Annotated in this window: 15 protein-coding genes and 2 pseudogenes; 4 read left to right on the top strand and 13 right to left on the bottom strand. The window is 66.7% G+C overall.

Annotation, left to right across the window (positions count from 1 at the left end):
- Nucleotides 1-457: 457 nt before the first annotated feature.
- Both ACTJI6_RS18835 and ACTJI6_RS18830 read left to right on the top strand, forming a co-directional pair.
- On the top strand, nucleotides 458-1,459 hold the full coding sequence (locus ACTJI6_RS18835) for a TAXI family TRAP transporter solute-binding subunit (protein ID WP_126156395.1): 1,002 nt from the start codon (nucleotides 458-460) through the stop codon (nucleotides 1,457-1,459).
- A gap of 79 nt (nucleotides 1,460-1,538) precedes the next feature.
- Nucleotides 1,539-3,602, top strand: a complete 2,064-nt coding sequence (locus ACTJI6_RS18830) for a TRAP transporter permease (RefSeq protein WP_126156396.1) — start codon at nucleotides 1,539-1,541, stop codon at nucleotides 3,600-3,602.
- Nucleotides 3,603-3,775: 173 nt separating this feature from the next.
- On the opposite strand, the gene ACTJI6_RS18825 is transcribed toward ACTJI6_RS18830, so the two are convergent.
- Complete coding sequence (locus tag ACTJI6_RS18825; RefSeq protein ID WP_420899433.1) at nucleotides 3,776-3,907, bottom strand: hypothetical protein; 132 nt, start codon at nucleotides 3,905-3,907, stop codon at nucleotides 3,776-3,778.
- 423 nt (nucleotides 3,908-4,330) lie between these two features.
- Here ACTJI6_RS18825 and ACTJI6_RS18820 point away from each other — a divergent pair, with 423 nt between their 5' ends.
- The gene (locus ACTJI6_RS18820) at nucleotides 4,331-4,486 is read left to right on the top strand and encodes a hypothetical protein (RefSeq protein WP_440802869.1); all 156 of its coding nucleotides are present in this window, start codon (nucleotides 4,331-4,333) and stop codon (nucleotides 4,484-4,486) included.
- Between the two features lie 25 nt (nucleotides 4,487-4,511).
- Here the strand turns inward: ACTJI6_RS18820 and ACTJI6_RS18815 are convergent.
- The 11 genes and pseudogenes from ACTJI6_RS18815 to aceE form a co-directional block, all read right to left on the bottom strand.
- A pseudogene (locus ACTJI6_RS18815) lies at nucleotides 4,512-5,207 on the bottom strand (tripartite tricarboxylate transporter permease); the annotation flags it as partial.
- Between the two features lie 78 nt (nucleotides 5,208-5,285).
- Nucleotides 5,286-5,893: pseudogene (locus ACTJI6_RS18810) on the bottom strand (transposase); the annotation flags it as partial.
- A gap of 513 nt (nucleotides 5,894-6,406) precedes the next feature.
- The gene (locus ACTJI6_RS18805; protein WP_112875447.1) at nucleotides 6,407-7,261 is read right to left on the bottom strand and encodes a DMT family transporter; all 855 of its coding nucleotides are present in this window, start codon (nucleotides 7,259-7,261) and stop codon (nucleotides 6,407-6,409) included.
- Nucleotides 7,262-7,774: 513 nt separating this feature from the next.
- Nucleotides 7,775-9,484, bottom strand: a complete 1,710-nt coding sequence (dld, locus tag ACTJI6_RS18800; protein ID WP_052041972.1) for a D-lactate dehydrogenase — start codon at nucleotides 9,482-9,484, stop codon at nucleotides 7,775-7,777.
- A gap of 85 nt (nucleotides 9,485-9,569) precedes the next feature.
- The gene (locus ACTJI6_RS18795) at nucleotides 9,570-10,211 is read right to left on the bottom strand and encodes a LutC/YkgG family protein (RefSeq protein WP_112875448.1); all 642 of its coding nucleotides are present in this window, start codon (nucleotides 10,209-10,211) and stop codon (nucleotides 9,570-9,572) included.
- The gene (locus ACTJI6_RS18790) at nucleotides 10,208-11,629 is read right to left on the bottom strand and encodes a lactate utilization protein B (RefSeq protein WP_112875449.1); all 1,422 of its coding nucleotides are present in this window, start codon (nucleotides 11,627-11,629) and stop codon (nucleotides 10,208-10,210) included. Before ACTJI6_RS18790 ends, ACTJI6_RS18795 begins: the two co-directional genes overlap by 4 nt.
- A 2-nt stretch (nucleotides 11,630-11,631) precedes the next feature.
- A complete protein-coding gene (locus ACTJI6_RS18785; protein ID WP_440802863.1) occupies nucleotides 11,632-12,399 on the bottom strand; it encodes a (Fe-S)-binding protein in 768 nt (255 codons plus the stop codon).
- Nucleotides 12,400-12,409: 10 nt separating this feature from the next.
- Entirely contained in the window at nucleotides 12,410-14,185 is a 1,776-nt protein-coding gene (locus ACTJI6_RS18780; RefSeq protein WP_440802861.1) for an L-lactate permease, read from the bottom strand.
- Between the two features lie 111 nt (nucleotides 14,186-14,296).
- Nucleotides 14,297-16,075 (bottom strand): dihydrolipoyl dehydrogenase, encoded by a 1,779-nt coding sequence (lpdA, locus tag ACTJI6_RS18775; RefSeq protein WP_440802859.1) that lies wholly within the window; start codon nucleotides 16,073-16,075, stop codon nucleotides 14,297-14,299.
- Between the two features lie 14 nt (nucleotides 16,076-16,089).
- On the bottom strand, nucleotides 16,090-17,367 hold the full coding sequence (gene aceF, locus ACTJI6_RS18770) for a dihydrolipoyllysine-residue acetyltransferase (protein ID WP_440802857.1): 1,278 nt from the start codon (nucleotides 17,365-17,367) through the stop codon (nucleotides 16,090-16,092).
- 21 nt (nucleotides 17,368-17,388) lie between these two features.
- Nucleotides 17,389-20,043, bottom strand: coding sequence for a pyruvate dehydrogenase (acetyl-transferring), homodimeric type (aceE, locus tag ACTJI6_RS18765; RefSeq protein ID WP_440802854.1), 2,655 nt, complete (start codon nucleotides 20,041-20,043; stop codon nucleotides 17,389-17,391).
- Between the two features lie 726 nt (nucleotides 20,044-20,769).
- Here aceE and ACTJI6_RS18760 point away from each other — a divergent pair.
- Nucleotides 20,770-21,543 (top strand): FadR/GntR family transcriptional regulator, encoded by a 774-nt coding sequence (locus ACTJI6_RS18760; protein ID WP_440802851.1) that lies wholly within the window; start codon nucleotides 20,770-20,772, stop codon nucleotides 21,541-21,543.
- Between the two features lie 353 nt (nucleotides 21,544-21,896).
- Here the strand turns inward: ACTJI6_RS18760 and ACTJI6_RS18755 are convergent, their stop codons facing one another.
- Entirely contained in the window at nucleotides 21,897-22,424 is a 528-nt protein-coding gene (locus tag ACTJI6_RS18755) for a DMT family transporter (RefSeq protein ID WP_440802848.1), read from the bottom strand.
- Between the last annotated feature and the right edge of the window lie 123 nt (nucleotides 22,425-22,547).

The raw sequence follows: 22,547 nt of genomic DNA, 5'->3' as shown, positions 1-22,547 counted from the left end.
ACCGCGGGGATGGGCAGCCAAGCCCTATGCTCCTCGTCTTAAGGCGGCGGCAATGGAGCGGCCGCCAACCTTCATGCCGTCTGATGCGCGGTCAGGCTGGTGAGCAAGACCGCCTGACAGACCGCTCCGGCTCGCGCGGGATGAAAGCTCGCCGGTCGGGTGGGTGCTTGGCCTGTGGCAACGGGCATGAACATCAACCAGGCTCCAATCCCGCCCGGATGAAGGTCGAATGACAGTTCAGGTAGGCAGATGGAATGCCCAAAGCGACCAACGCCGCTGTTCAGGAACATAAGACAGAGTCCATGCTGACCTGCATGGACGGCGCTGCGGAACAACCTTTGAGCCCCCCTTCCAGGCCAAGGTCAGCAAGCGCCTTGGTGATGAGCGTGCCGAATGGTTGTGACCGCCGCATCCTGTGCTAACGTGTTCTTGAAGTCGCAATAAACCGGATAGGGATATGAAAATCAAAGCACTGTTTGCAGCATTCGCAATTGCAGCCTCGATCGGTCAGGCCGCCTCTGCGCAGGACATGTCGTTCTTCCGCATCGGCACCGGCGGCACCGCAGGCACCTATTACCCGATTGGCGGGCTGATCGCGAACGCGATCTCGAACCCGCCGGGATCTCGGGCCTGCGAGGATGGCGGATCCTGCGGCGTGCCGGGCCTGGTTGCGACCGCCGTGGCCTCGAACGGATCGGTGGGCAATGTCAACGCGATCAATGGCGGCGCGCTGGAGGCGGGCTTCACCCAGTCCGACGTGGCGTATTGGGCGCAGACCGGCACGGGGCTGTGGGAAGGCCAGCCTGCCGTCGAAAAGCTGCGGCTGATCGCGAACCTTTACCCCGAAAGCATCCATCTGGTCACGCGCGCCGACGCGGGTATCAATTCCGTGGCGGATCTGAAGGGCAAGCGCGTTTCGCTGGACGAACCCGGATCGGGCACGCTGGTCGATGCCAAGATCATCCTGGAAGCCTATGGCCTGTCCGAATCCGACGTGACGGCGGAATACCTCAAGCCCGATCAGGCGGCCGATCGGATGCGCGACGGTGCGATGGACGCCTTCTTCTTCGTGGGCGGCTATCCGGCGGGCGCGATTGCGGAACTGGCCAGCCAGCATGACGTGAGGCTGGTCCCGATCAGTGGTCCCGAAGTCGAGAAGCTGCTGGAAACCTATAACTTCTTCGCTACCGACAACTTCCCCGCCGGCACCTATGACGGGCAGGACGCGGACGTTCCCACCATCTCGGTCGGCGCACAGCTTGTCACCTCGGCCGATCAGTCCGAGGAACTGATCTACGGCATCACCAAGGCGCTGTATAACGAGAACACGCAAAAGCTGTTCGCAGCGGGCCACGCCAAGGGCAAGCAGATCACGCTGGACAGCGCGACGCAGGGCGCGGGCATCCCGTTCCATCCCGGCGCCGAGCGGTTCTACAAGGAAGTGGGAAAGCTTCAGTAAGCACGGGTCCGATCCGGTTCAAAGGACGCGGACCCGTGGTCCGCGTCCTTTTTCCGTCCCTGAAACGCAGGAATGACGAATGAACGAAACTGCACGCCAACTGACCGACGCCGAACTGCGCGCGCTGGAGGAAGAATACGACCCCGAGGCCCGGTTCCGCACCGTCCTGCGACCGGTGGCGATCCTGACCGGGGTCATCCTGTTCCTGCTGTCGGTCTATCATTTCTACACAGCAGGCTTTGGCATCCCGCGCGCCACCACCCATCGCGGGCTGCACATGGGCGTGTCGCTGTTCGTGATCTTTCTCAGCTTCGCGGCCTTCCACAGAGACCGCCACAAGACCACGGGCTTCGTCATTCTGGGCATTCCGGTCTATGACTGGCTGTTCGCCATCGCCGGGGCGGTCAGTTCCTTCTATGTGCCCTGGATTTATGACCAGCTTGCCTTCCGCGTCGGCAATCCATTGACGTTGGATATCGTGATGGGCACGCTGCTGCTGGTCACGCTGATGGAGGCCGTGCGCCGGTCGATGGGTTGGCCCCTGCCGGTGATCGCGGCGCTGTTCATCGCTTATGCCTATTGGGGCCGGTCGATGCCCGGCATTCTGGTCCATCCCGGCGCAGACTGGAACACGATCATAAACCACCTGTATCTGACCTCGCAGGGAATCTATGGCACCGCGCTTGGGGTGATCGCCACCTATGTGTTCCATTTCGTCCTGTTCGGGGTGATGGCGCAGAAGATCGGGTTGGGGCAGTTGTTCATCGACCTGGCCACCGCGCTGACCGGGCGTTTCTCGGGGGGGCCCGCCAAGGTCTCGGTCGTGTCCTCAGCCATGCTGGGCACGATCTCCGGCTCGTCCATCGCCAACACGGTGACCACGGGCGCGCTGACCATTCCGGCGATGATCAAGATCGGCTTCAAGCGCCACTTCGCCGCCGCGGTCGAGGCGGCGTCCTCGACCGGCGGGCAGATCACGCCGCCGGTGATGGGGGCGGTGGCCTTCCTGATGGTCGAATACCTGGGCATCCCGCTGCGCACCATCCTGATCGCAGCCATCGTGCCCGCCTTCATGCATTTCTTCGGCGTGCTGGTGCAGGTCCACCTGGAAGCCAAGCGCCTGGGCATCCGCGGCCTGACGAAAGAAGAACTGCCCAAGGCCGGAAAGGTTCTGCGCGAAGGCTGGCTGTCGGTCGCGCCGCTGATCCTGCTGGTCTGGATGCTGATGTCGGGCCGCACCCCCTTCCTGTCGGCCTTCTGGGCCATTGCCGCCTGCATGGCCGTCTATCTGATCCAGCGGATAATGGCCTCCGGCGTCCTGGGTGGCATCAAGGAAACCGCCGCCGGCATCTTCGAGGGTTTCGTGTCCGGCGCACGCCAGTCGTTGTCGGTGACCGCTGCCGCTGCCCTCGTGGGGGTCGTCATCGGCATCGTCACGCTGACGGGCGTGGGCTTCAAGATCGCCTTCATGGTGACCTCGGTCGCAGCCAGCGGGGCGGCTGATTTCCACGCCTTCCTGGGCTTTCTGCCGTTCGAGCTGTTCACCGTCCAGACCCTGACCCTGCTGTTCACGCTGGTGATGACGGCCGTGGTCTGCATCCTGATGGGCTGCGGCGTGCCGACGACCGCCAACTATATCATCATGGTGGCAGTGGCCGCGCCGGTGCTGGGGATGATGAACGTGGAACCGCTGGTGGCCCACTTCTTCGTCTTCTACTTCGGGGTTCTTGCCGACGTGACGCCGCCGGTGGCCCTTGCCGCCTATGCAGGCGCGGGGATCGCGGGGGCCAACGGCTTCAAGGCGGGCAACACCGCCTTCCGGCTGTCGATGGGCAAGGCCATGGTGCCTTTCGTCTTCGTCTTCTCGCCTTCGCTGCTGATCGTCACGCAGGCCTTCACATTGCCCGATTTCCTGCTGGCCTTCACCGGCGCGGTCCTGGGCATCGTGGCGCTGTCGGCGGCGATCACCAACTGGCTGCTTGGCCCGCTTTGGGTGGTCGAGCGGATCGTACTGGTCCTGGCCGCTCTGCTGCTGATCGCGCCAGAGCCGATCTCGACTGCCCTTGGCCTTGCGATCCTGGCTGCCGTGACGGCACGGCAGTATCTGGGAAGCCGCGACACTCCCGCAGCGGCGGCGCCCTGACAGGACAGGCTCGCCAGGGGGCAGCCTTTCCTGACCTCTGGCGCGTGGACGCGTGCGGTAGAATTCTTGGGATCGATGGCTCTCATCATAGTTTCCGCTGTAGATGCCAAGCGCGTTATGTTCCCCAAACGCGCAGGCTTCGGGCCTTCACGAATGCCTTCGGCGTGCGCTGCTCAGCGGCGGGGGCGCACCGTAAGCCAGACGCCGCCTTGCGGGCGAAGGGTCAGGATCATCTGCGGATCAGGCGTACGGTTCGGGACGGGCTCGAAGCGGAAGCGGGCCAGCAGGGTCGACAGGATGATCACCGCTTCCTGCAGGGCAAAGCTGGCAACGATGCAGATGCACGGCCCCGCGCCTATAGCGGTCGGGCGGGTTCGGGAAACGATCGGGGTCAAAGGCGTCCGGGTGGCCACAGCAGGTGGCACGGTCGCCCCGCGCAGCCCGCGGTTCCTCTGCCGCATGCTGCTGCACGACGGATGGTCGCACAGGGTTGGATCTTGGTTTATGGCTAATATTCGACCGCCTATCTGGATGAAAAAGCCGCCGTTCGCCAAGCCGGTCGCTGCACCTGGTCCTCACAATTCGACATGCCATGGGACTGGCGTCATCGGAACCGATAAGGCCGAAACAGCGGGGCAGGGGGTGCAAGAGGAAGAGACAGGCCGGGGGCTGCGCGACGGGTGGGAAAGCGGGGGAGTGGCTCCCGCGCGCCCGTGGTGGAGAGACCCATGGCTGTCGGCGAGCGATATGGGTTTTCGGTCTATGACGCGATGATCGTCTCGGCTGCGCTGACCAGCGGCTGCGAGCGGTTCTATACGGAAGATCTTCAGCATGGTCAGCTGATCGAAGGCAGGCTTCGGATCGTCAATCCCTTCCGGCAGTGATCCAGACCTTCCCGGCTGCTCGGACTTAGGTGACGATGCCGGCTTTCAAGTTGGTGCATTGCGTCTTTCGGCTGGGCGCACGGGAGGCCGAGGTCGGCAAGCCCGCGCCGGTTGGTGGCGCGGAAAAGGTTCCCGTGGAGCGCAGTTCGGCGACCAGATCGGCCAGCAGCGCAAGGCCGGGCCGGATCCGGTCCTGACCGATCGACGAGACGCCGATGCGGAAGCGGTGGGCGCCCTGCGCGTGGCACGAATAGCAGGGCGCTACCGATTCGATCACGATTCCCCGCGCCAGCGCCGCCCGGGCCAGCGCATCGGCCTGCAGCTGGCGCTTGGGATCGGTCAGCAAGAAATTCGTGCCGCCGAATTCGCTAACCGCCTGAAGGCCTGGCAGGCTGTCGGCCAAAGCGGCATTGGCGATGCGCCAGCGCTGTTCGTGATCGCGCTTCAGCCGGCGCATGCTGATCTTCTCGACCACGGCTGTGGTGGTGGCGAAGCTGAAGATGATTTCCGATACGCCAAACAGACCCATGGCGATGACCACCATGCTGACACCGTCCTGCAAGCTGGTAAGCCCGAAGGTGAACCGCTCGACCCCGGAATTCACATCGGTGCCGGCGAGACCCAGTACGATGCCGAACAATACCATTGCGATGCTTTTCGCCGGGCCATTGTCGGACATGGCGGTCGTGGCGAGCAGGCCCATGGCCATCAGTGCGAAATATTCGGGCGAACCTCGACATCAAACTGCCGGTCGAGGCCTCGCCGGTTCTCTCGAACCGGTGGCGTTCACCGGCTCGATGTCGACCACGACCGACGGCTTGCCGCCATAGCTGCCGGGGCGGCGCTTGTAGCCGATCTGTGCCTTGATCCCCGCCAGTTGCGCCAGTCGGGAAACGCGGTTCGGACAAATGCTTTCGCCCTGTTCGACCAGATCGTCATGCAGCTTGCGGTAGCCGTAGACCTTGCCGCTCTCAACCCAGGCCTTTTGCAGCAACTCGGTCTGGCGCCTGTCTTCCTGCGCCCGCTGGCTCAGCGGTGTCTTCAGCCACGCATAGAACCCGCTCGGCTGGATACGCAGGCAGCGGCACATCGCCCGCACCGAAAACTGACCCCGATGCTCGGCCACGAACGCGTATCTCACTTTGCATCCCTGGCGAAATACGCGGTGGCCTTTTTTAGGATGTCACGCTCCTCCGACACCCGGACCAGCTCGCGCTTCAGCCGACGGATCTCGGCGTCCTTCTCGGTATCACCCGACACTGCCTTCGCGAACTTGCGCTTCCAGGCATAGAGCGAGTGCGTGCTCACACCCAGCCGTGCCGAAACTTCCTTTGCCGGATAACCCCGTTCCGTGATCTGCGCGACAGCATCGCGCTTGAAGTCGTCAGTGAAATTGCCCGTGCCCATCATGGCCTCCTTGCCTCAAAGTTAGCGAAGAAGGCGTCCACGAAACATGGGGCTATTCAGGCAGCTCGGCATCGCACGGTCGTCGGTCTATCGCTTTCTGCCGCGAACGGGAGGGAACGCCAAGGAAGTGGGTAAGGAGTGAATGTCGAGCCGCCCTGCTTGCCTTCTCCCCTTCGGTAGAACGCGCGCGCCGTCCCACAATCGGAAGCTCAGGACAGGCGATGGCGGCGAGCGGAGCCAGGGCTTCGTTCGGACGAGGGTTGCGAGACAGACTGGCGCTGGCGCAATTCCTTCAGGGCTCCGCTCGCCTTTGGCCCTGTTGCGGTTTGCATACGGTCGCTTGGGCGCAGTGCGCTCTGCAGACGGCGTTTAGGTTTCTCGGGCGTGTCCGGGGAACAAGGCGCCTGCGGCCCTCCCGCGCCCCTGCGCGGGTGGATCGCGTGCAGAGGCTGAGCTACTGCAGAGCAGCTTCGTGGCGCTTGTCAGTGTACGCCACGAACGGGGCCGCCGCGCCTAGCGCCTCGGCACTAGCGCCAGGCCGCCGACACCCGAGGCGAAGATCACGGCAAGGCCGAGCAGGGTCAGCGGTTCCGGCCAGTCGCCGAAGACGAGGAACCCGATCACGGTGGCGGCGATCAACTGGAAATAGATGAGGGGCGCCGAGACCGTCGCCGGCGTCGTCCGGTTCACGACCACCAGCAGATAGTTGCCGAAGGCAGAGGCAAGCGAACTGACGATCACAAGCACCCAGACCCGCAGGTCGGCGCTTGCCGGAATGCTGGCAAGGCCCGCAGGCAGCAGCAGCACCGCCCCGATCACCAGTTGCGAGCCGAGCAGGAAGGGCGGCGGATAGAAGGCGGTCAGCCAGCGCGTCGCGGCAAGATACGAGCCGTAGAGCGTGCCGGCCATCACCGCGAAGATCATGCCGGTCCCCATCTCGCCGCCGGGCCGGACGACCAGCAGCACGCCGGCAAATCCCAGCGCCAGCATCACCGTGCGCGCCCAGGACACGCGCTCGCCCAGCACCAGGGCCGACAGCACATAGGCCACGATCGGGCCGATGAAGAAGGCGCCGAAGACATTCGCGATGGGCTCGGTCCGAAGCGCGGTCAGGATCGAGGCGATGGCGCCGACGATCAGGGCCGCCCGCAGGATCAGCCGCCAGTCCAGCAGGCGCCCCAGGCCGGCCGGCCGCAGGCCCAGCACCCAGAACAGCAGCAGGGCCGCCAGCGCGAAGCGCGACCAGGCCACGAACAGCGGCTGCACCCCCGCCCCCGTCAGCAGCTTGCCGGCCGTGTCGCCGCAGACGATCGCCGTGGTGGCAAGGGCGACAAGGCCAAGAACCGTCAGGGGCGCAGGGGTCTGCATCGGCATTTCCTTCAGTCCGCATCGGCGCGCTATCCGGCAGCGCGCAAGGCCGGATCGGAACCCCCCGCATCCCCGGCTGATGCAAGCCTGCCAAGTCCCGCAGACGCAGGGCGGGGGGCGGCAGGCCCACGGGCAGCGACCTGAGTTTGCAGGCAGGTTCAGAACATTGCTCCGCCAGATACCCGGAAGAAAGGAAATGATGAAGCCTGCGCATCGGGACACGGCCATGAAGGCGTGACATGCCGGGCCGCGCCCCGCCCGGTCCGCCGGTCCCGGCCGGATGGCAGCGGCGACCGGTATCCGGGGGGACAGCAGGCGTTGATGTAGAGGGGCAGGACAGGCCGGAGCCGCCGACAGGGGGGCAACGGGCCGCGGATGGCCCGCGCCCGGAACCCTGCCCGGTCGCCCCTGCCGCCTTGCCGCAGACCGGGGCAGAGGCAGACCCGGCGGAACAGCCGTTCCGCCAAAGGCATGAGGGCACCGGACCGATCCCGCCGGGACCGGCGGCAGCCCTCAGGAACGGCGCGTGCCGCCGATTCCGGGGTTGAAGCGCGCCAAGGGATCGAGGCCCTCGTAGAAGGCGGCAAGCTGGGGCTTGGCGTGATAAAGATGGCCCACGTTGTGCTCGGCCGGGTATTCGGCACCCTCGGCGTCCAGCATCGCCAGCATGGCCTTCTTGAAGGCAGCGGGATCGGCGCCCTTCTTCAGCACGTAGTCCAGATGGAAGACGTGGCAAAGGAAATGGCCATAGGAAAGGGTCGCCGCCACCTGGTCCGCCCATTCCGGCGGCACCGGCTTGATCCAGTCGCGGTCGTTGCGCCGAAGCGCCACGTCCAGCGCCACCAGGCCCCCGGTGCGGCGCCGGTTCATCGCTTCGTATCGCACGGCCGCGCCCGCCACCGCAAAGCGGTGCAGCAACGCCTTTGACCCTTCGCCGGGCGTGCAGCGGAACCAGCCGTCGGCGCCCACCGTCTCGTTCAGGATGCGCCCGGCGTGATCGACCGGGGCTTCCACCCTGAGGATCAGGTGATGCTCGAAACGGTTGCGGAAGTCGCGCATCCGGCGCGGCAGCCGTCCCGGCGCAAGCTGGCCCGCGACCTGAAGGACGCGGTCGCTGAGGTCCGAAGTCAGGGGAATCTTCCGCAGCCGCGCATCCGCCCAAGCCTTCAGCGCGAACATTACGGGCATCCGGGCGGTGCCGAACCATTCGATGAACAGGCGCGTGTCCCGGCCAAAGCGGGCCGCCATGTCCCAGGCCTCGCGATGGATATACTCGCCCACGATCGGCAGCGGGTCGAGTTCGGTGAGAAGGCGACGGCGCAGGGTGGCAAGCGCGGCCGCGTCGTTGGTGCCGACGTAAAGGACCTCGGCCGCGGCGGGGCGCGGGAAGGTGTCCAGCCGCACCGCGAAGACGGCGAGCCGCCCGGCGCAGCCCGAGGCCTCGTGCAGCCGCCCCGGATCGGCGTTGAAGCGGCCGGGCGTTTCTGCATCCACGTCGCGGACGCGTTCCGCATAGCCGTGATCGGACGCCGCGCCGGCTTGGGGGTCCACGTCCCCGGGCCGGATCTCGCCCGCATCCAGGCGGCGCAGAATCGCCTCAGGATCATTGCCGAGCCGCAGCCCGAGGTTGTTGACCAGCCGCAGCGTCCCGTCCGCATCCAGCCGGGCGAACAGCGCCAGTTCCGTGTAGGCCGGGCCCCGCCGCACCAAGGCGCCGCCCGAGTTGTTGCAGACCCCGCCCACGACCGAGGCGCCGATGCAGCTTGATCCGATCACCGAATGGGGATCGCGCCCCAGGGGATCGAGCCTGCGCTCAAGCTCGTAAAGCGTCGCCCCCGCGTGGCAGAGGACCTGCGCGCCGTCGAGGATCGGGTCGATCCGCGACAGCCGCAGGGTGTTCACGATCACCACGGGCCGGTCATAGGTGCCCTTGGGGGTCGAGCCCTCGGTCAGCCCGGTGTTGGCCGCCTGCGCGATCACGATCCGTCCCGCCTTCACGCAAAGCTGCAGCACCTGCCACAGTTCCAGCAGCGAGCCGGGGCGGACGACCGCCTCGGCCTCGCCGCCGCCGGAGCGGTATCCCATGCGGAAGCGCTCGGTGTCCTGCGGCCGGGTCAGGACGTGGCGCGGCCCCACGGTTGCGCGAAGCGCGTCGAGGAAGGCCGGGCCGGATTCGACAGGCGCGGGGTCCGCCTTGAGGTCGGTCGGGGATCGCTGCGTCATGGTCGTGAGCTCCAGTCGGATCGGCGATGACGGGGCAGCCCGGACGCGGGATGGTCCGGGATGCGGATGACGGGCGGGACCGGCCTCAGCCGCCGATCATGAGGACATGCAGGAATCCGGGGCCGTGCGCGCCCCGGACATAGCTGCCCTCGATGTCGGTGGTGCCGCTGGGGCCGGTGATGAGGATGGCGTTGCGGGGCTGGGGCTGTCCCGCCATGCGCGCCGCATAGTCTTCGAGATGCGGTAGCAGGCTGCGTTCCTCGAGCACGACGATGTGGTGCAGCGGCAGGAAGGACAGCAGGATCGGCGCATCCGCCCCGGAGTGGATGACCAGCGACCCGGTCTCGGCGATGCCCCAGAGGGCAAGCCCCAAGGCGGCCGTCTGGTCAGGCGCGACGGCGTCATGGGTATCTATGCCCGTCCAGTCCAGAGCGGCAAGCGCCGGGGCCGGCTGCAGCGCCAGCGCCGGCGGCAGGCCATGTGTGTCCAGATAGCGGTTGACCGCCAGGGGGATCGCCGCCCTGTCGGGCAGATGGTCGAAACTCGTCCCGAGGGCCGAGGCTTTCCGCACGAACTCGGCCGCCAGCACCGCTTCGACGGGCCGGGGGCGGACGCTTTCGGGCGCATCCAGCAGGGCGGCGGCCTCGGCGGCGATGGCCTCGGCGGGCGGAAGGGGCGCCGGGCGGGCGGCGCGGATGGCGGCAAGGATGCGGTCGCGGGCGGTCATCTGCGGCCTTCCTTCCGGGCCTGTTCGGCGCGGTACTGTTCCATGAAGGTCCGCCCCAACGGGCGCGGCAGGTCGCGGTAGGCGGTCCAGCCGCCGGCCAGCGGCAGGCTGGCGATCCAGCCGCGCCGCCCGAACAGCCGCAGCGCCCGCACGCCGATGCGGCTGCCCAGGCGGTAAAGCCCCGGCCGCCGCGCCGCCATGGCCCAGAGGCCAAGGGCCGCGCGGACGGACCGGGGCTCCAGCCGCTCGCGCCAGCTGCGCGTGCGCCAGGCCCGCAGCAGCGTGGGCAGGGGGATCTCGACCGGGCAGACCTCGGCGCAGCGGCCGTTCATGGTGCAGGCATGGGGCAGGTCGCGGGATTGCGCGAGCCCGTCCAGAACCGGCGTCAGCACCGCGCCCATGGGACCGGGATAGGTCCCGCCATAGGCGTGCCCGCCGATCTGGCGATAGACCACGCAATGGTTCATGCAGGCCCCGCAGCGGATGCAGCGCAGCATGGGGCGGAACTCGTCCGCCAGCATCCGCGTGCGGCCGTTGTCCACCAGGACGATGTGCATCTCCTCGGGGCCGTCGGCGTCGCCGGGGCGTTTCGGGCCGCAGTGCAAGGTGGTGTATTGCGTCATCTCGCCGCCGGTGGCCGACCGGACCAGCAGCCGCAGCAGCGCAAAGGCATGGGCGGTGGACGGCACCAGCTTCTCGATCCCCGCCGTGACGATATGGATGCGGGGGGGCGTGGTGGTCAGCTCGGCGTTGCCCTCGTTGGTGACGGTGCAGGTGGCGCCGGTGTCCGCGACCAGGAAGTTCGCCCCCGAGATGCCGATGTCGGCACCCAGGAACCTGGCGCGCAGCTCGCGCCGGGCGCTTTGCACCATGGTTGCGGGATCATCGGCGGCGGGCGGCGGATGATGGGCTTCCTTGAACAGGATGGCCACCTGCTCGCGGGTGCGGTGCATGGCGGGCCAGACGATATGCGAGGGCCGTTCGCCCGCAAGCTGGATAATGTGCTCGGCCAGGTCCGTCTCGACCCGCTCGATCCCGGCGTCGGCCAGCGCATGGGGCAGGCCGATCTCTTCGCCCAGCATGGATTTCGCGCGGGTGACAAGCTTCGCGTCGGCCTCAAGGCAGATGCGGGTGATGATGGCGCGGGCCTCGGCGTCATCACTGGCCCAGTGGACGGTCGCGCCCGCGGCGGTGGCGTTCCGTTCGAACATCTCGAGGTAGTGGTCGAGATGGGCGATGACATGGTCCTTGATGGCGCGGCCCCGTGCGCGGGCGGCCTGAAACTCGGGGAAGGCGGCGACCGCGACGGCGCGCTTGCGCTCGGCGTTGCCGGTGGTCCGGTCGATGGCGATCTTCAGGACCGCGTTCTTCAGTTCGGCGTCGGCGCGTTCCTTGAAGCCTTGCTGCGGCGCGTTCATGCTCAGCCCTCCTCGCCGATGGCGGGGCCGCCCGCGCGGCCCGCGACAACCTCGATGGTGTGGAAGCAGCGGGTCTTCGCGCCGCGCCGGTGCAGCTTGCCCGCCATGTTCATCAGGCAGCCGAGGTCGCCCGACAGCAGCAGGTCGGCCCCGGTGCGCTCGACCGCCTCGGCCTTTTCGGTGACGATGGCGTTCGAGATGGAGGAATATTTCACGCAGAAGGTGCCGCCGAAGCCGCAGCAGACGTCGTTGCCTTCCAGCCCCCGCATTTCAAGCCCCTCGACCGAGGCGAGAAGCGCGCGCGGCTGCGCGGCGATGCCGAGTTCCCGCAGGCCCGCGCAACTGTCGTGATAGGTGGCCGTCGCGTCAAGGCGGCGGCCTCGGGGCCGGTAGCCCATGACATCGACCAGGAAGCTGGTGATCTCGTGGGTCTTCCCGGCAAAGTCGCGGGCGCGGGCGGCCCATTCCGGGTCGCCCGCCAGCAGTTCGGGATAGGCGTGCACCATCGTCCCGGCGCAGGACCCCGAGGGCAGCACGACATAGTCATGGCCCTCGAAGGCGGCGATGGTCCGGCGCGCAAGGTCCGCCGCGTCCTTGTCATCGCCGCTGTTCAGCGCCGGCTGGCCGCAGCAGGTCTGGGCCTGCGGCACCTCGACCCGGCAGCCCGCTTCCTCCAGCAGCTGGAGGGCCGCAAAGCCGATCCCGGGCCGGATGGCATCGACAAGGCAGGTCACGAACAGGCCGACGCGCGGATTGGGCTTTGCGGACATTTCACCTACCTCAGCTTCGGACGGCGACGGGGGTGGACGCGCGCCCCCGGTTCCGCGACATGACAAGCAGCACGGCCGCACCCCAGATCACGGCGGCGATCCACCACATGTTGAATCCCCCGGCCAGCAGCGCAAGCCCGATGAACCCGCCCTGGACGATGTAGTAGGTCATCGGGATCAGGGTCATGCGGATGATCTCGCCCTCGCGGTTGACGAGGCCCACCGTGGCCGAGGCGGCGACCACGTTGTGCACGCAGATCATGTTGCCCGCGGCCCCCCCGATGGCCTGCAGCGCCACCACGGTGCCCGCGCCCGCCGCGCCCAGGCCGATCTGCTCGGCGGTCGAGAACTGGAACAGCGAGAACATCATGTTGCTGACCGTGTTCGACCCGGCGACGAAGGCGCCCATCGACCCGATCAGCGGCGCGAACATGGGCCAGGCCTGCCCCACCGCGGACGACACGCCCTCGGCCAGGACGATCGGCATGCTGGCCAGGCTGTCCGAGGCCGAGTTGATGAACACCTGCACCATCGGCACCGCCAGCAGCAGCGCGGGCGCGGCGGCGATCATGGTCGAACCCGAGGACCGCAGCGCCCGGCCATAGTCCCGCCCGCTCATCCCGTGCAGGAAGAAGGTGAAGATCGACGCAAGGATCAGCACCGTGCCGGGCAGATACAGAACCTGCACCCGCGCGTTGATGCCCGAGCTGAACAGGTTGTCCAGCGCCAGCGTCACCTCGGGCGAGGTGAGCCATGCCTTGACCGGTCCGACCGCGCGGGTCAGCACCAAAAGCGCCACGACCAGCAGATAGGGCGCCCATGCCTTCAGCAGCGGCATCACCGGACGGCTGGCGTGGTGATCCTCAAGGTCGTCCAGCTTGCCAACCCAGGCGTCGTCCCATTGGGTGCGGGGCGGGAAGTCGAAGACCTCCTTCGGCATCAGGAAGCCCGCCCGCGCCGCCGGAACGACGATCAGCAGGCCGATGATGCCGCCCAGAAGCGACGGGAACTCCGGCCCCAGGATGTTGGCGATGATCCAGTAGGGGATGGTGAAGGCGAGGCCCGCGAACAGCGCGAATTTCCAGATGCGGAAGCCTTCGATGAACGAGCGGTTGGATCCGAAGAAGCGCGTCAGCATCCCGACCAGCATCAGCGGGATCAGGAAGCCCACGAGGCCGTGGATGGTGGCGACCTTGACGGCGATCTCCAGCAGATAGTCGCTGTAGGCCATCGGCGCGATGGTCGACTCGACGATCTCCTGGCCGTCGAGGCCGGTGTTGACGCCGACGAGGATCGGCGTGCCGACCGCGCCGAAGGACACCGGCGTGCTTTGAATGATCAGCGTCACGAGAACCGCGGCCATGGCGGGAAAGCCGATCGCGACCAGCAGGGGCGCGGCGATGGCGGCGGGGGTGCCGAAGCCCGACGCGCCCTCGATCAGCGAGCCGAACATCCAGGCGATGATGATGGCCTGCATGCGCCGGTCGGGCGAGATGCTGGTGAAGCCATTGCGGATGGACCGGATGCCGCCGCTTTCCTCAAGCGTGAACAGCAGCAGGATCGCGCCGAAGATGATGTAAAGCAGGCTGATCGCGGTGATGGCCCCGTTGGCGGTGGCCCCCAGAACCTTGTTCAGGTCGGTGCCCCAAACCAGAAGGGCCGTTGCCGCCGTGACCAGGTAGGCCACGAACATCGAAAGCTTGGCCGAGCGTTCCAGCACCACCAGCAGCAGGAACACCGTGGCGATGGGCAGCAGGGCCAGGATGAATATCAGGAAACCAGTCATCTTTCCTCCTCGGATCACGGGGACAGCCCCGCCGTCTTGTTGCTCCAGTGGTCCCCGGCGCTACCTCCCGTGCCGGGGCTTTCAGAAAACCGGGATACGGGCGCGCCCGGCTCAGTGCCGCTTCTTCGGCGGGATCAGGTCGGTGATCGTGCCCTCGAACATCTCGGCGGCGAAGTTGACCGTCTCGCTCAGCGTCGGGTGGGGGTGGATGGTATGGCCCAAGTCCACCGCGTCGGCGCCCATCTCGATCGCCAGCGCCACCTCGGCGATCAGGTCGCCCGCGTTCGGCCCGACGATGCACGCGCCGATCACCCGATCGTCGGCCTCGTCGAAGATGACCTTGGTGATGCCTTCCGACCGGCCCAAGGACAGCGACCGCCCCGAGGCCGCCCAGGGGAACATCCCCTTGCCGATCTTGCGGCCTTCGGCCCTGGCCTGCGCCTCGGTCACGCCGACCCAGGCGACCTCGGGGTCGGTGTAGGCGACCGAGGGGATCACGCGGGCGTCGAAATGGCGGTTTTGCCCCGCTGCAACCTCGGCCGCGACCTTGCCCTCGTGCACCGCCTTGTGCGCCAGCATCGGCTGACCCACGACGTCGCCGATGGCGAAGATGTGCGGCACGTTGGTGCGCTGCTGGCTGTCCACGGCGATGAAGCCGCGCTCATCGACCGCGACGCCCGCCGCCTCGGCCCCGATCAGCTTGCCGTTCGGGCGGCGGCCGACCGCGACCAGAAGCCGGTCGAAGCTGTCGGTCGAGGTCGCGCCCGTCTCGTCCTCGAAGGTGACGGTCAGGCCGTCGTTGCCGGCCTTGACGTCCGTGACCTTCGTCCTGAGCAGGATCTTCTCGTAGCGGCCCTCGATGCGCTTGTGCAGGGGCTTCACGATGTCCTTGTCGGCACCGGGGATGATCTGGTCCATCAGTTCGACCACCGTGATGCGGGTGCCGAGCGCGTCATAGACGCAGGCCATCTCCAGCCCGATGATGCCGCCGCCCAGCACGAGCATCCGTTCGGGGATGCCGTCCAGTTCCAGCGCGCCGGTGGAGTCAATCACGCGGGGGTCGTCATGCGGGATGAAGGGCAGCGTCACCGGCTCGGATCCGGCGGCGATGATGCACTGGTCGAAGCTGACCGAGGCCTTCGTGCCGTCCTGTTCGACCTCGATCATGTTCGGGCCGGTAAAGCGGCCGTAGCCCGTCACCACCTGCACCTTGCGGCCCTTGGCCAACCCGGACAGGCCGCCGGTCAGTTGCTTGACAACCAAGTCCTTCCAGCCGCGCAGCTTGTCGAGATCCACCACGGGCGTGTCGAAGGCGATGCCGTGGCCGGCCATCTCCTCGGCCTCGGTGATGACCTTGGCGGCGTGCAGCAGCGCCTTGGAGGGGATGCAGCCGACGTTGAGGCAGACGCCGCCGAGGGTCGGGTTGCGCTCGATCAGCACGACCTTCTTGCCGAGGTCTGCGGCCCGGAAGGCGGCGGTGTAGCCGCCAGGGCCGGAACCGAGCACCACGAGTTCGGCATGAACGTCGCCGCGCGCCGAGGCGGGAACCGCCGCCGCCGGGGCGGGCTGCGGCGCGGCCGGGGCGTCAGCCGGGCCGCCGCGCCCGCCATATTCGCTGTCGGTGCTGCGCGGCTCGACCTCGCCCGCGCCCGGACCTGTGCCTGCGGCCTCCAGCGTCAGGATCAGTGCGCCTTCCGACACCCTGTCGCCCGGCTTCACCGCAATTGCCGCGATCCGGCCGGCGGCGGGAGAGGGCACCTCCATCGTCGCCTTGTCGGACTCAAGCTCGATCAGCGGTTGTTCCTCGGCCACCTCATCGCCCACGGCCACGAGGATGCTGATGACCGGCACGTCCTTGAAATCGCCAATATCGGGAACCTTGACTTCCATGACGTCGCCCTCCCTTACAGCATGATCCGGCGCACATCGCCGAGCAGGTGCCGCAGCGTCGCGGCAAAGCGGGCGGCCAGCGCCCCGTCCACCGCGCGATGGTCGTAGCTCAGCGACATCGGCAGCATGTTGCGCGCCACGAACTGCGCGCCGTCCCAGACCGGGGCCATCCGCGACCGGGTCAGGCCCAGGATCGCGACCTCGGGCGCGTTGACGATCGGCGTGAAGGACGTGCCGCCGATCCCGCCCAGCGACGAGATGGTGAAGGTCGCGCCCTGCATGTCCTGCGACTTCAGCTCGCCCGCGCGGGCCTTGGCGCTGAGTTCCCCCAGTTCCTTCGAGATCTCGATGATGCCCTTGCGGTCGGCGTCCTTGATGACGGGAACGACCAGCCCGTTCGGCGTGTCGGCGGCGAAGCCGATGTTGTAATAGGACTTGCGGATCAGCTTGTCCCCGTCCGGGTGGATCGACGAGTTGAACTCCCAGTGCTTCCGCAGCGCGGAGACGCTGGCCTTGATGACGAAGGACAAGAGCGTAACGCGGTAGCCCTCCTTCTTCGCCTCGTCGTCCAGCTCCTTGCGGTAGCGGTCGATCTCGGTGATGTCGGCCTCCTCGTTGTGGGTGACGTGGGGGACGTTCAGCCAGGACCGGTGCAGCGCGGGGCCGGACAGCTTCTTGATGCGCGGCATCTCGACGTCCTCGACGGGGCCGAACTTGGAAAAGTCCACCATCGGGATCGGCGGGATGCCCATGCCGCCCTGCGCGGGGGCCGCTGCCGTGGGGGCGGGGGCGGCGCTGGCCTTCAGCGCGGCGGCCACGTCCTCGCGCAGGATGCGGCCCTTGCGGCCGCTGCCGTTGATCCTGCCGAGGTCGACCCCCAACTGGCGGGCGAAGGCGCGCACCGAGGGCGAGGCATGGGCCTTGCCGAAGCCGCTGTCGGTGATGGCGCCCCCCTCCTGCGCGGGCGCAGCCGGCACTGACGCCACCGCCGGGGCGGGCTGGTCCGGGATATTCTGCTTGGGCGCGTCCTGCGCGGGGGCGTCGGCGGCCGTCACCCCCTCGGCCTCGATGGTCAGGATCAGCGCGCCTTCGGACACCCTGTCGCCCGCGCTGACCGAGATCGCGGTGACCTTGCCTGCGACCGGACTTGGCACTTCCATCGTCGCCTTGTCGGATTCGAGCTCGATCAGGGGGTCCTCGACGGCGATGCTGTCGCCGACCTTCACGAGGATGCCGATGATCGGGACATCCTTGAAGTCGCCGATGTCGGGAACGTTCACTTCGATTGCCATGTGGTTCCTCCTCGCTCCCGATCAGACCAGCCGGGGGTTGGGCTTGCCGCCGTCGATGTCGTATCTGCCAAGCGCGTCCCGCAGCGTGGCTTCGTCGATCGCGCCCTCGCGGAACAGATCAACCATTGCCGCCGCCGCGATGTGGTTCGCGTCCACCTCGAAGAAGCGACGCAGGTTCACCCGGCTGTCCGAGCGGCCGAAGCCGTCGGTCCCCAGCACGGTGTAGCGGCCAGGCACGAAGGCGCGGATCTGCTCGGCATAATTCTTCATGTAGTCGGTGGCGGCGATGAATGGGCCCTTCGCCCCTGACAGCGCCTGCGTGACATAGGGCACGCGCGGCGCCTCAAGCGGGTTGAGCCGGTTCCACCGCGCCGCGTCCTGGCCGTCGCGGGCCAGTTCGTTGAAGCTGGTGGCCGACCAGATGTCGGCGGTGACGCCGAAATCGGCTTCCAGCATCCCGGCGGCCTTGATCGCCTGCACCAGGATGGTGCCCGAGCCCATCAGGTTCACGTGCCGCTCTGCCGGCCGGGCCGCCTCGCGAAAGCGGTAGAGGCCGCGGATGATGCCCTCCTCGGCGCCTTCGGGCATGTCGGGGTGGCTGTAGTTCTCGTTCATCAGGGTGAGGTAGAAATACACGTCCTCCTGATCCCGGAACATCCGCGTGAGCCCGTGATGGACGATGACCGCCACCTCGTGCTGGAAGGTCGGATCGTAGCTGATGCAGTTGGGGATGGTTCCGGCGAGGATGTGGCTGTGGCCGTCCTCGTGCTGCAGCCCCTCGCCGTTCAGCGTCGTGCGGCCCGCCGTGCCCCCCAGCATGAAGCCCCGCGCGCGGCTGTCGCCCGCGGCCCAGGCAAGGTCGCCCACCCGCTGGAAGCCGAACATCGAATAGTAGATGAAGAAGGGGATCATCGGCACGCCGTGGTTGGAATAGGACGTGGCCGCCGCGATCCAGTCGGCCATGGCGCCGGCCTCGTTGATCCCTTCCTGCAGCACCTGCCCGTCGGCGGACTCGCGGTAGTAGGACATCTGCTCGCGGTCCTCGGGGGTGTATTTCTGCCCCTCGGGGTTGTAGATCCCGACCGATCGGAACAGCCCCTCCATCCCGAAGGTGCGGCTCTCGTCCGGCACGATCGGCACCACGTTCCGCCCGACGTTCTTGTCGCGCAGCAGCGTGGTCAGGATGCGCACGAAGGCCATGGTGGTTGAGATCTCGCGCTCGCCCGTGCCGGTCAGCTGCGCGCCGAACGCCTCGAGCGGCGGAATCTCCAGCTTCGGCGACTGCGAGCGGCGCTGCGGGAAATCGCCCCCCAAGGCCTTGCGGCGGTCTGCCAGATAGGCCTTCTGCGCGTTGTTCAGCGCGACGAACGGCGCCTTGGGCAGATCCTCGTCCGAGACCGGGATCCTGAAGCGGTCGCGGAAGGCGCGCAACTGCTCCTCGGCCATCTTCTTCTGCTGGTGGGTGATGTTCTGGCCCTCGCCGGCCGAACCCATGCCATAGCCCTTGATGGTCTTGATCAGCAGGCAGGTCGGCTGGTTCTTCGTCTCGATGGCCTTGCGGAAGGCGGTGTAGACCTTTTCGGGGTCGTGGCCGCCGCGGTTCAGCGCCCAGATCTGGTCGTGGGTCCAGTCCTCGACCAGCGCCGCGGTTTCGGGATACTTGCCGAAGAAATGCTTGCGGATGTAGGCGCCGTCCTTCGACTTGAAGGTTTGGTAGTCGCCATCCACGGTCTCGTCCATCAGTTGCCGCAGACGGCCCGTGGTGTCGCTCTCCAGCAGCTGGTCCCAGCCCTTGCCCCAGAGCAGCTTGATGACGTTCCAGCCGGCGCCCCGGAAATCGCCCTCCAGCTCCTGCACGATCTTGCCATTGCCGCGGACCGGCCCGTCCAGCCGCTGCAGGTTGCAGTTGATGACGAAGATCAGGTTGTCCAGCTTCTCGCGCGAGGCCAGATCGATGGCGCCGCGGCTTTCGGGCTCGTCCATCTCGCCGTCGCCGAGAAAGCACCAGACCTTGCGGTCGGCCATGTCGATCAGGCCCCGGTTGTGCATGTATTTCATGAACCGCGCCTGGTAGATCGCCATCAGCGGCCCGAGGCCCATCGAGACGGTCGGGAACTGCCAGTAATCCGGCATCAGCCAGGGATGCGGATAGGACGAAAGCCCGCCCCCGCCCACCTCGGAGCGGAAGTTCAGCAACTGCTCCTCGGTAATCCGGCCTTCCATGAAGGACCGCGCGTAGATGCCGGGGATCACATGGCCCTGGAAGAACACCAGGTCGCCCCCGTGAATCTCCGACTGCGCGCGCCAGAAGTGGTTGAGGCCCACGTCATACATCACCGCCGACGAGGCGTAGGAGGCGATGTGCCCGCCGTATTCGCTGGATTCTTTGTTGCGCCGCACGACGGTTGCCATGGCGTTCCAGCGGTTGATGGTGCGGATGCGCCATTCCATGTCCAGATCGCCGGGAAACTCGTGCTGGTCGTCCACGGGGATCGTGTTCTGATAGGGCGTCGTAGCCGAGAACGGCAGGTTGGCGCCGGCCGCGCGGGCCTGCTGCACCGCCTTGTCCAGCAGGAAATGCGCGCGGTTCGCGCCGTCGCGCTCGATCACGTCGGCGATCGCGTCCTGCCATTCCTGCGATTCGACGGGGTCGATGTCAGAGCCCTGATCTTTCATCATGTTTCCCTTGGCTGAAGGACTGTCGGGGGTATGCGGGGGATGGCGTGGACGGGGACAAGGCGCGCCTTGCAGGGCGCGCAGCGGCGGCCGATCCCCGGAGGCCGCCCTTGGGTATGGGGCTTGGGTATGGGACGGCCAAGGCGATGATGGTTCCGGCCATTCCGTGCCGTCCTTTCACCGAAACATGGCCTTGACCTGCGCAGAGCCTTTCCGTGCGCAGAACGATTTCCGGGTGGTCCGTCCCCTTGATCCGCGCCTCGCCCACTGGGGATCATGGCGACGGCGACCGGATCATGGCGACGGCGCGATCGGTCAGGCCCCGCCGGGCAGGCGGTGCGGTCCGGGGCCGCGTGCAGCCAGCCTCGGGGCTTGCGCAGGCCCGGCCCGTGAAGCCGCGCCTCGGCAAGGCGCAGGCGTCCTGCTGGGTATGATCGGCATCCTCCCGCTCCCTCTGACCGCCCCTCCCGGCGGGCGGCAATCTTCTGCCGCAAGAGGTTTATAATATTGTCCTCTGTCGCAAGTCAATATTTTAATTTACCAAGCTTTGAATTTGATCCAGAATCGGGGGATCAGGCTGTAGGAAGACCATGGGATGCAAAGCCCGGTTCCATGAAAACATTCTATAACAATTGCTTGCTTGGCTCTCTGTCGCCTTGAAACCGTTCCATCCGAGGTAAATATTATTGCCGACCGCCTGCGCCGCGCAGCCGAGGAGTGCCGACCATGATCGCAGTGGATGTCTTTGAACCCATCGACCACGAATCGGTGGTCCAGATGGTAGTGGACAAAATCGAGACGATGATCGTGGACGGGGTGCTGAAGGGCGGCGCCCGCCTGCCGTCCGAACGCGAGATGGCCGACGCCTTCCACGTCTCGCGCCCGAAGCTGCGCGAGGCCCTGCAGGTTCTCGAAAGCCGCAATCTCGTCACGGTCCGCCACGGCGACGGCACCTATATCGCCGAACTCACCGGACGGGCGATGTCACCCGCAATGCTGGCCCTTTATGCGCGCCATGGCGAGGCGTTCCACGATTACCTGGAATACCGCCGCGAGCAGGAGGCATTCGCGACCCGCCTCGCCGCCCAACGCGCGACCGCGGCCGACAAGGAACGCCTGGCCGCGATCCGGAACGAGCTTCGGGCCGCCTGGGACGCCCAGGACCGCGAGGCCGAGCAGGAGGCCGATTTCCGGCTGCACAGCGCGGTCGTGGACGCCAGCCACAACACGACGCTGATCCACATGATGGCCTCGGTCTTCGACCTGACCCGGCGGGGCATCTTCTACAACCGCGACCTGCTGCGCAGCATCGACGGCACCGGCCGCAAGCTGCTGGACCAGCACCTCGGAATCATCGCGGCGATCGAGGCGGGCGACGCCGCCCTGGCCGACAAGGCCGCCCGCGATCACCTGGATTTCGTCGAGCAGTCGATCCGCCTTGGCCGGGAACTGCAACGCCGCGAGCGCCGCGCCCGGATGCGGCTCAACTCGGCGGAGTGATGGGAAGAAAAGCGTAATTCCGCCCGACTTGCTGGCAACGATGACAGCGCCGGAAGGAATACAAGGCGCAGAAACTTGCCCTGACAGGCATGATCGGCAGAGCCTGGAGTTGTTGATGAGCTGGATAGCCCCTCATCAAAGCCGTGATGTACACTTCTGACATAAAGCGCGGTTGTCTTCTGAAAATGACAACGCCATGACCCGCAACTTATGGCAAGAAAACCTCCGTTTTCTTTACCTCGCTGTTGACAGCCGACATCGAAGTATCTGGCGCGTGTTCCACCGCTGGCGATGGAGTTCTTCTGCGATACGGTTTGGAGTCCCAAGCAGGCGTTCGAACAACAGCAGTCATTTCAGCGGTTTAAGCTCGGAGCGCTCCGCTGTTGCTCGGCAGTGAGCTTGCTGCGGTGGACGATGAGGACTCCGATCAAGGCAATGAGGCCGCCAACAACGGTTTTTGGTCCCGGCCAAGTGCCGACAACCGGGATCGAGATCAGGGCCGCTGCGGGAGCCATGAAGAAAAGCAGGTTGGCCGCCCTTGCGGCTCCAAGCTCGCCGACTGCCACCATCCAGGTAAGATAGGCCAGCGCCCCCGGGAACACCCCGAGGAACAAGAGAGCGAGAATGGCGCTCGTCTCTGCCGTCTGGAACTGGTGGAAACCCTGCGGAAGCCACGGCGACAGCCAGAGCGTGCCGCACAGGAGCAACCACAATGCTCCTCTCAAGGGGCCGTGCCTGCCAATTAGCGGGCGCTGCAGCGCAAAAAACGAGCCCGAGCAGGCCGCTGCCAGTAGAAGCAGGCTTGTTGAGAACGGCGGTGAGAAACTAGTCCACGGAAGCGGCGGCATGGAGCTGCTGCGGGCGGCGTAAAAGTCGTCCACCCTTTCCCTTTCTGCGACAGCAGGGAGGGCGCGAGGATTTTCAGCGTGGAACTATATCTCAGGGTTCGCCAGGCCTGCGCGGCGGGCATGAGCCAGCGTCAGGCGGCGAAGGCCTTCAACATC

Source organism: Paracoccus sp. 22332, assembly GCF_052045125.1.
GTDB lineage: Bacteria > Pseudomonadota > Alphaproteobacteria > Rhodobacterales > Rhodobacteraceae > Paracoccus > Paracoccus haematequi_A.
Note: the sequence above shows the minus strand (reverse complement) of the source record. Positions and strands in the feature narration are given on the sequence as shown.

Excerpts from the sequence above, each read along its gene's own strand:
- ACTJI6_RS18835 (WP_126156395.1), top strand. The coding sequence starts at position 458 with ATGAAAATCAAAGCACTGTTTGCAGCATTCGCAATTGCAGCCTCGATC.
- ACTJI6_RS18830 (WP_126156396.1), top strand. The coding sequence starts at position 1,539 with ATGAACGAAACTGCACGCCAACTGACCGACGCCGAACTGCGCGCGCTG.
- ACTJI6_RS18820 (WP_440802869.1), top strand. The coding sequence starts at position 4,331 with ATGGCTGTCGGCGAGCGATATGGGTTTTCGGTCTATGACGCGATGATC.
- ACTJI6_RS18805 (WP_112875447.1), bottom strand. The coding sequence starts at position 7,261 with ATGCAGACCCCTGCGCCCCTGACGGTTCTTGGCCTTGTCGCCCTTGCC.
- dld (WP_052041972.1), bottom strand. The coding sequence starts at position 9,484 with ATGACGCAGCGATCCCCGACCGACCTCAAGGCGGACCCCGCGCCTGTC.
- ACTJI6_RS18795 (WP_112875448.1), bottom strand. The coding sequence starts at position 10,211 with ATGACCGCCCGCGACCGCATCCTTGCCGCCATCCGCGCCGCCCGCCCG.
- ACTJI6_RS18790 (WP_112875449.1), bottom strand. The coding sequence starts at position 11,629 with ATGAACGCGCCGCAGCAAGGCTTCAAGGAACGCGCCGACGCCGAACTG.
- ACTJI6_RS18785 (WP_440802863.1), bottom strand. The coding sequence starts at position 12,399 with ATGTCCGCAAAGCCCAATCCGCGCGTCGGCCTGTTCGTGACCTGCCTT.
- ACTJI6_RS18780 (WP_440802861.1), bottom strand. The coding sequence starts at position 14,185 with ATGACTGGTTTCCTGATATTCATCCTGGCCCTGCTGCCCATCGCCACG.
- lpdA (WP_440802859.1), bottom strand. The coding sequence starts at position 16,075 with ATGGAAGTCAAGGTTCCCGATATTGGCGATTTCAAGGACGTGCCGGTC.
- aceF (WP_440802857.1), bottom strand. The coding sequence starts at position 17,367 with ATGGCAATCGAAGTGAACGTTCCCGACATCGGCGACTTCAAGGATGTC.
- aceE (WP_440802854.1), bottom strand. The coding sequence starts at position 20,043 with ATGAAAGATCAGGGCTCTGACATCGACCCCGTCGAATCGCAGGAATGG.
- ACTJI6_RS18760 (WP_440802851.1), top strand. The coding sequence starts at position 20,770 with ATGATCGCAGTGGATGTCTTTGAACCCATCGACCACGAATCGGTGGTC.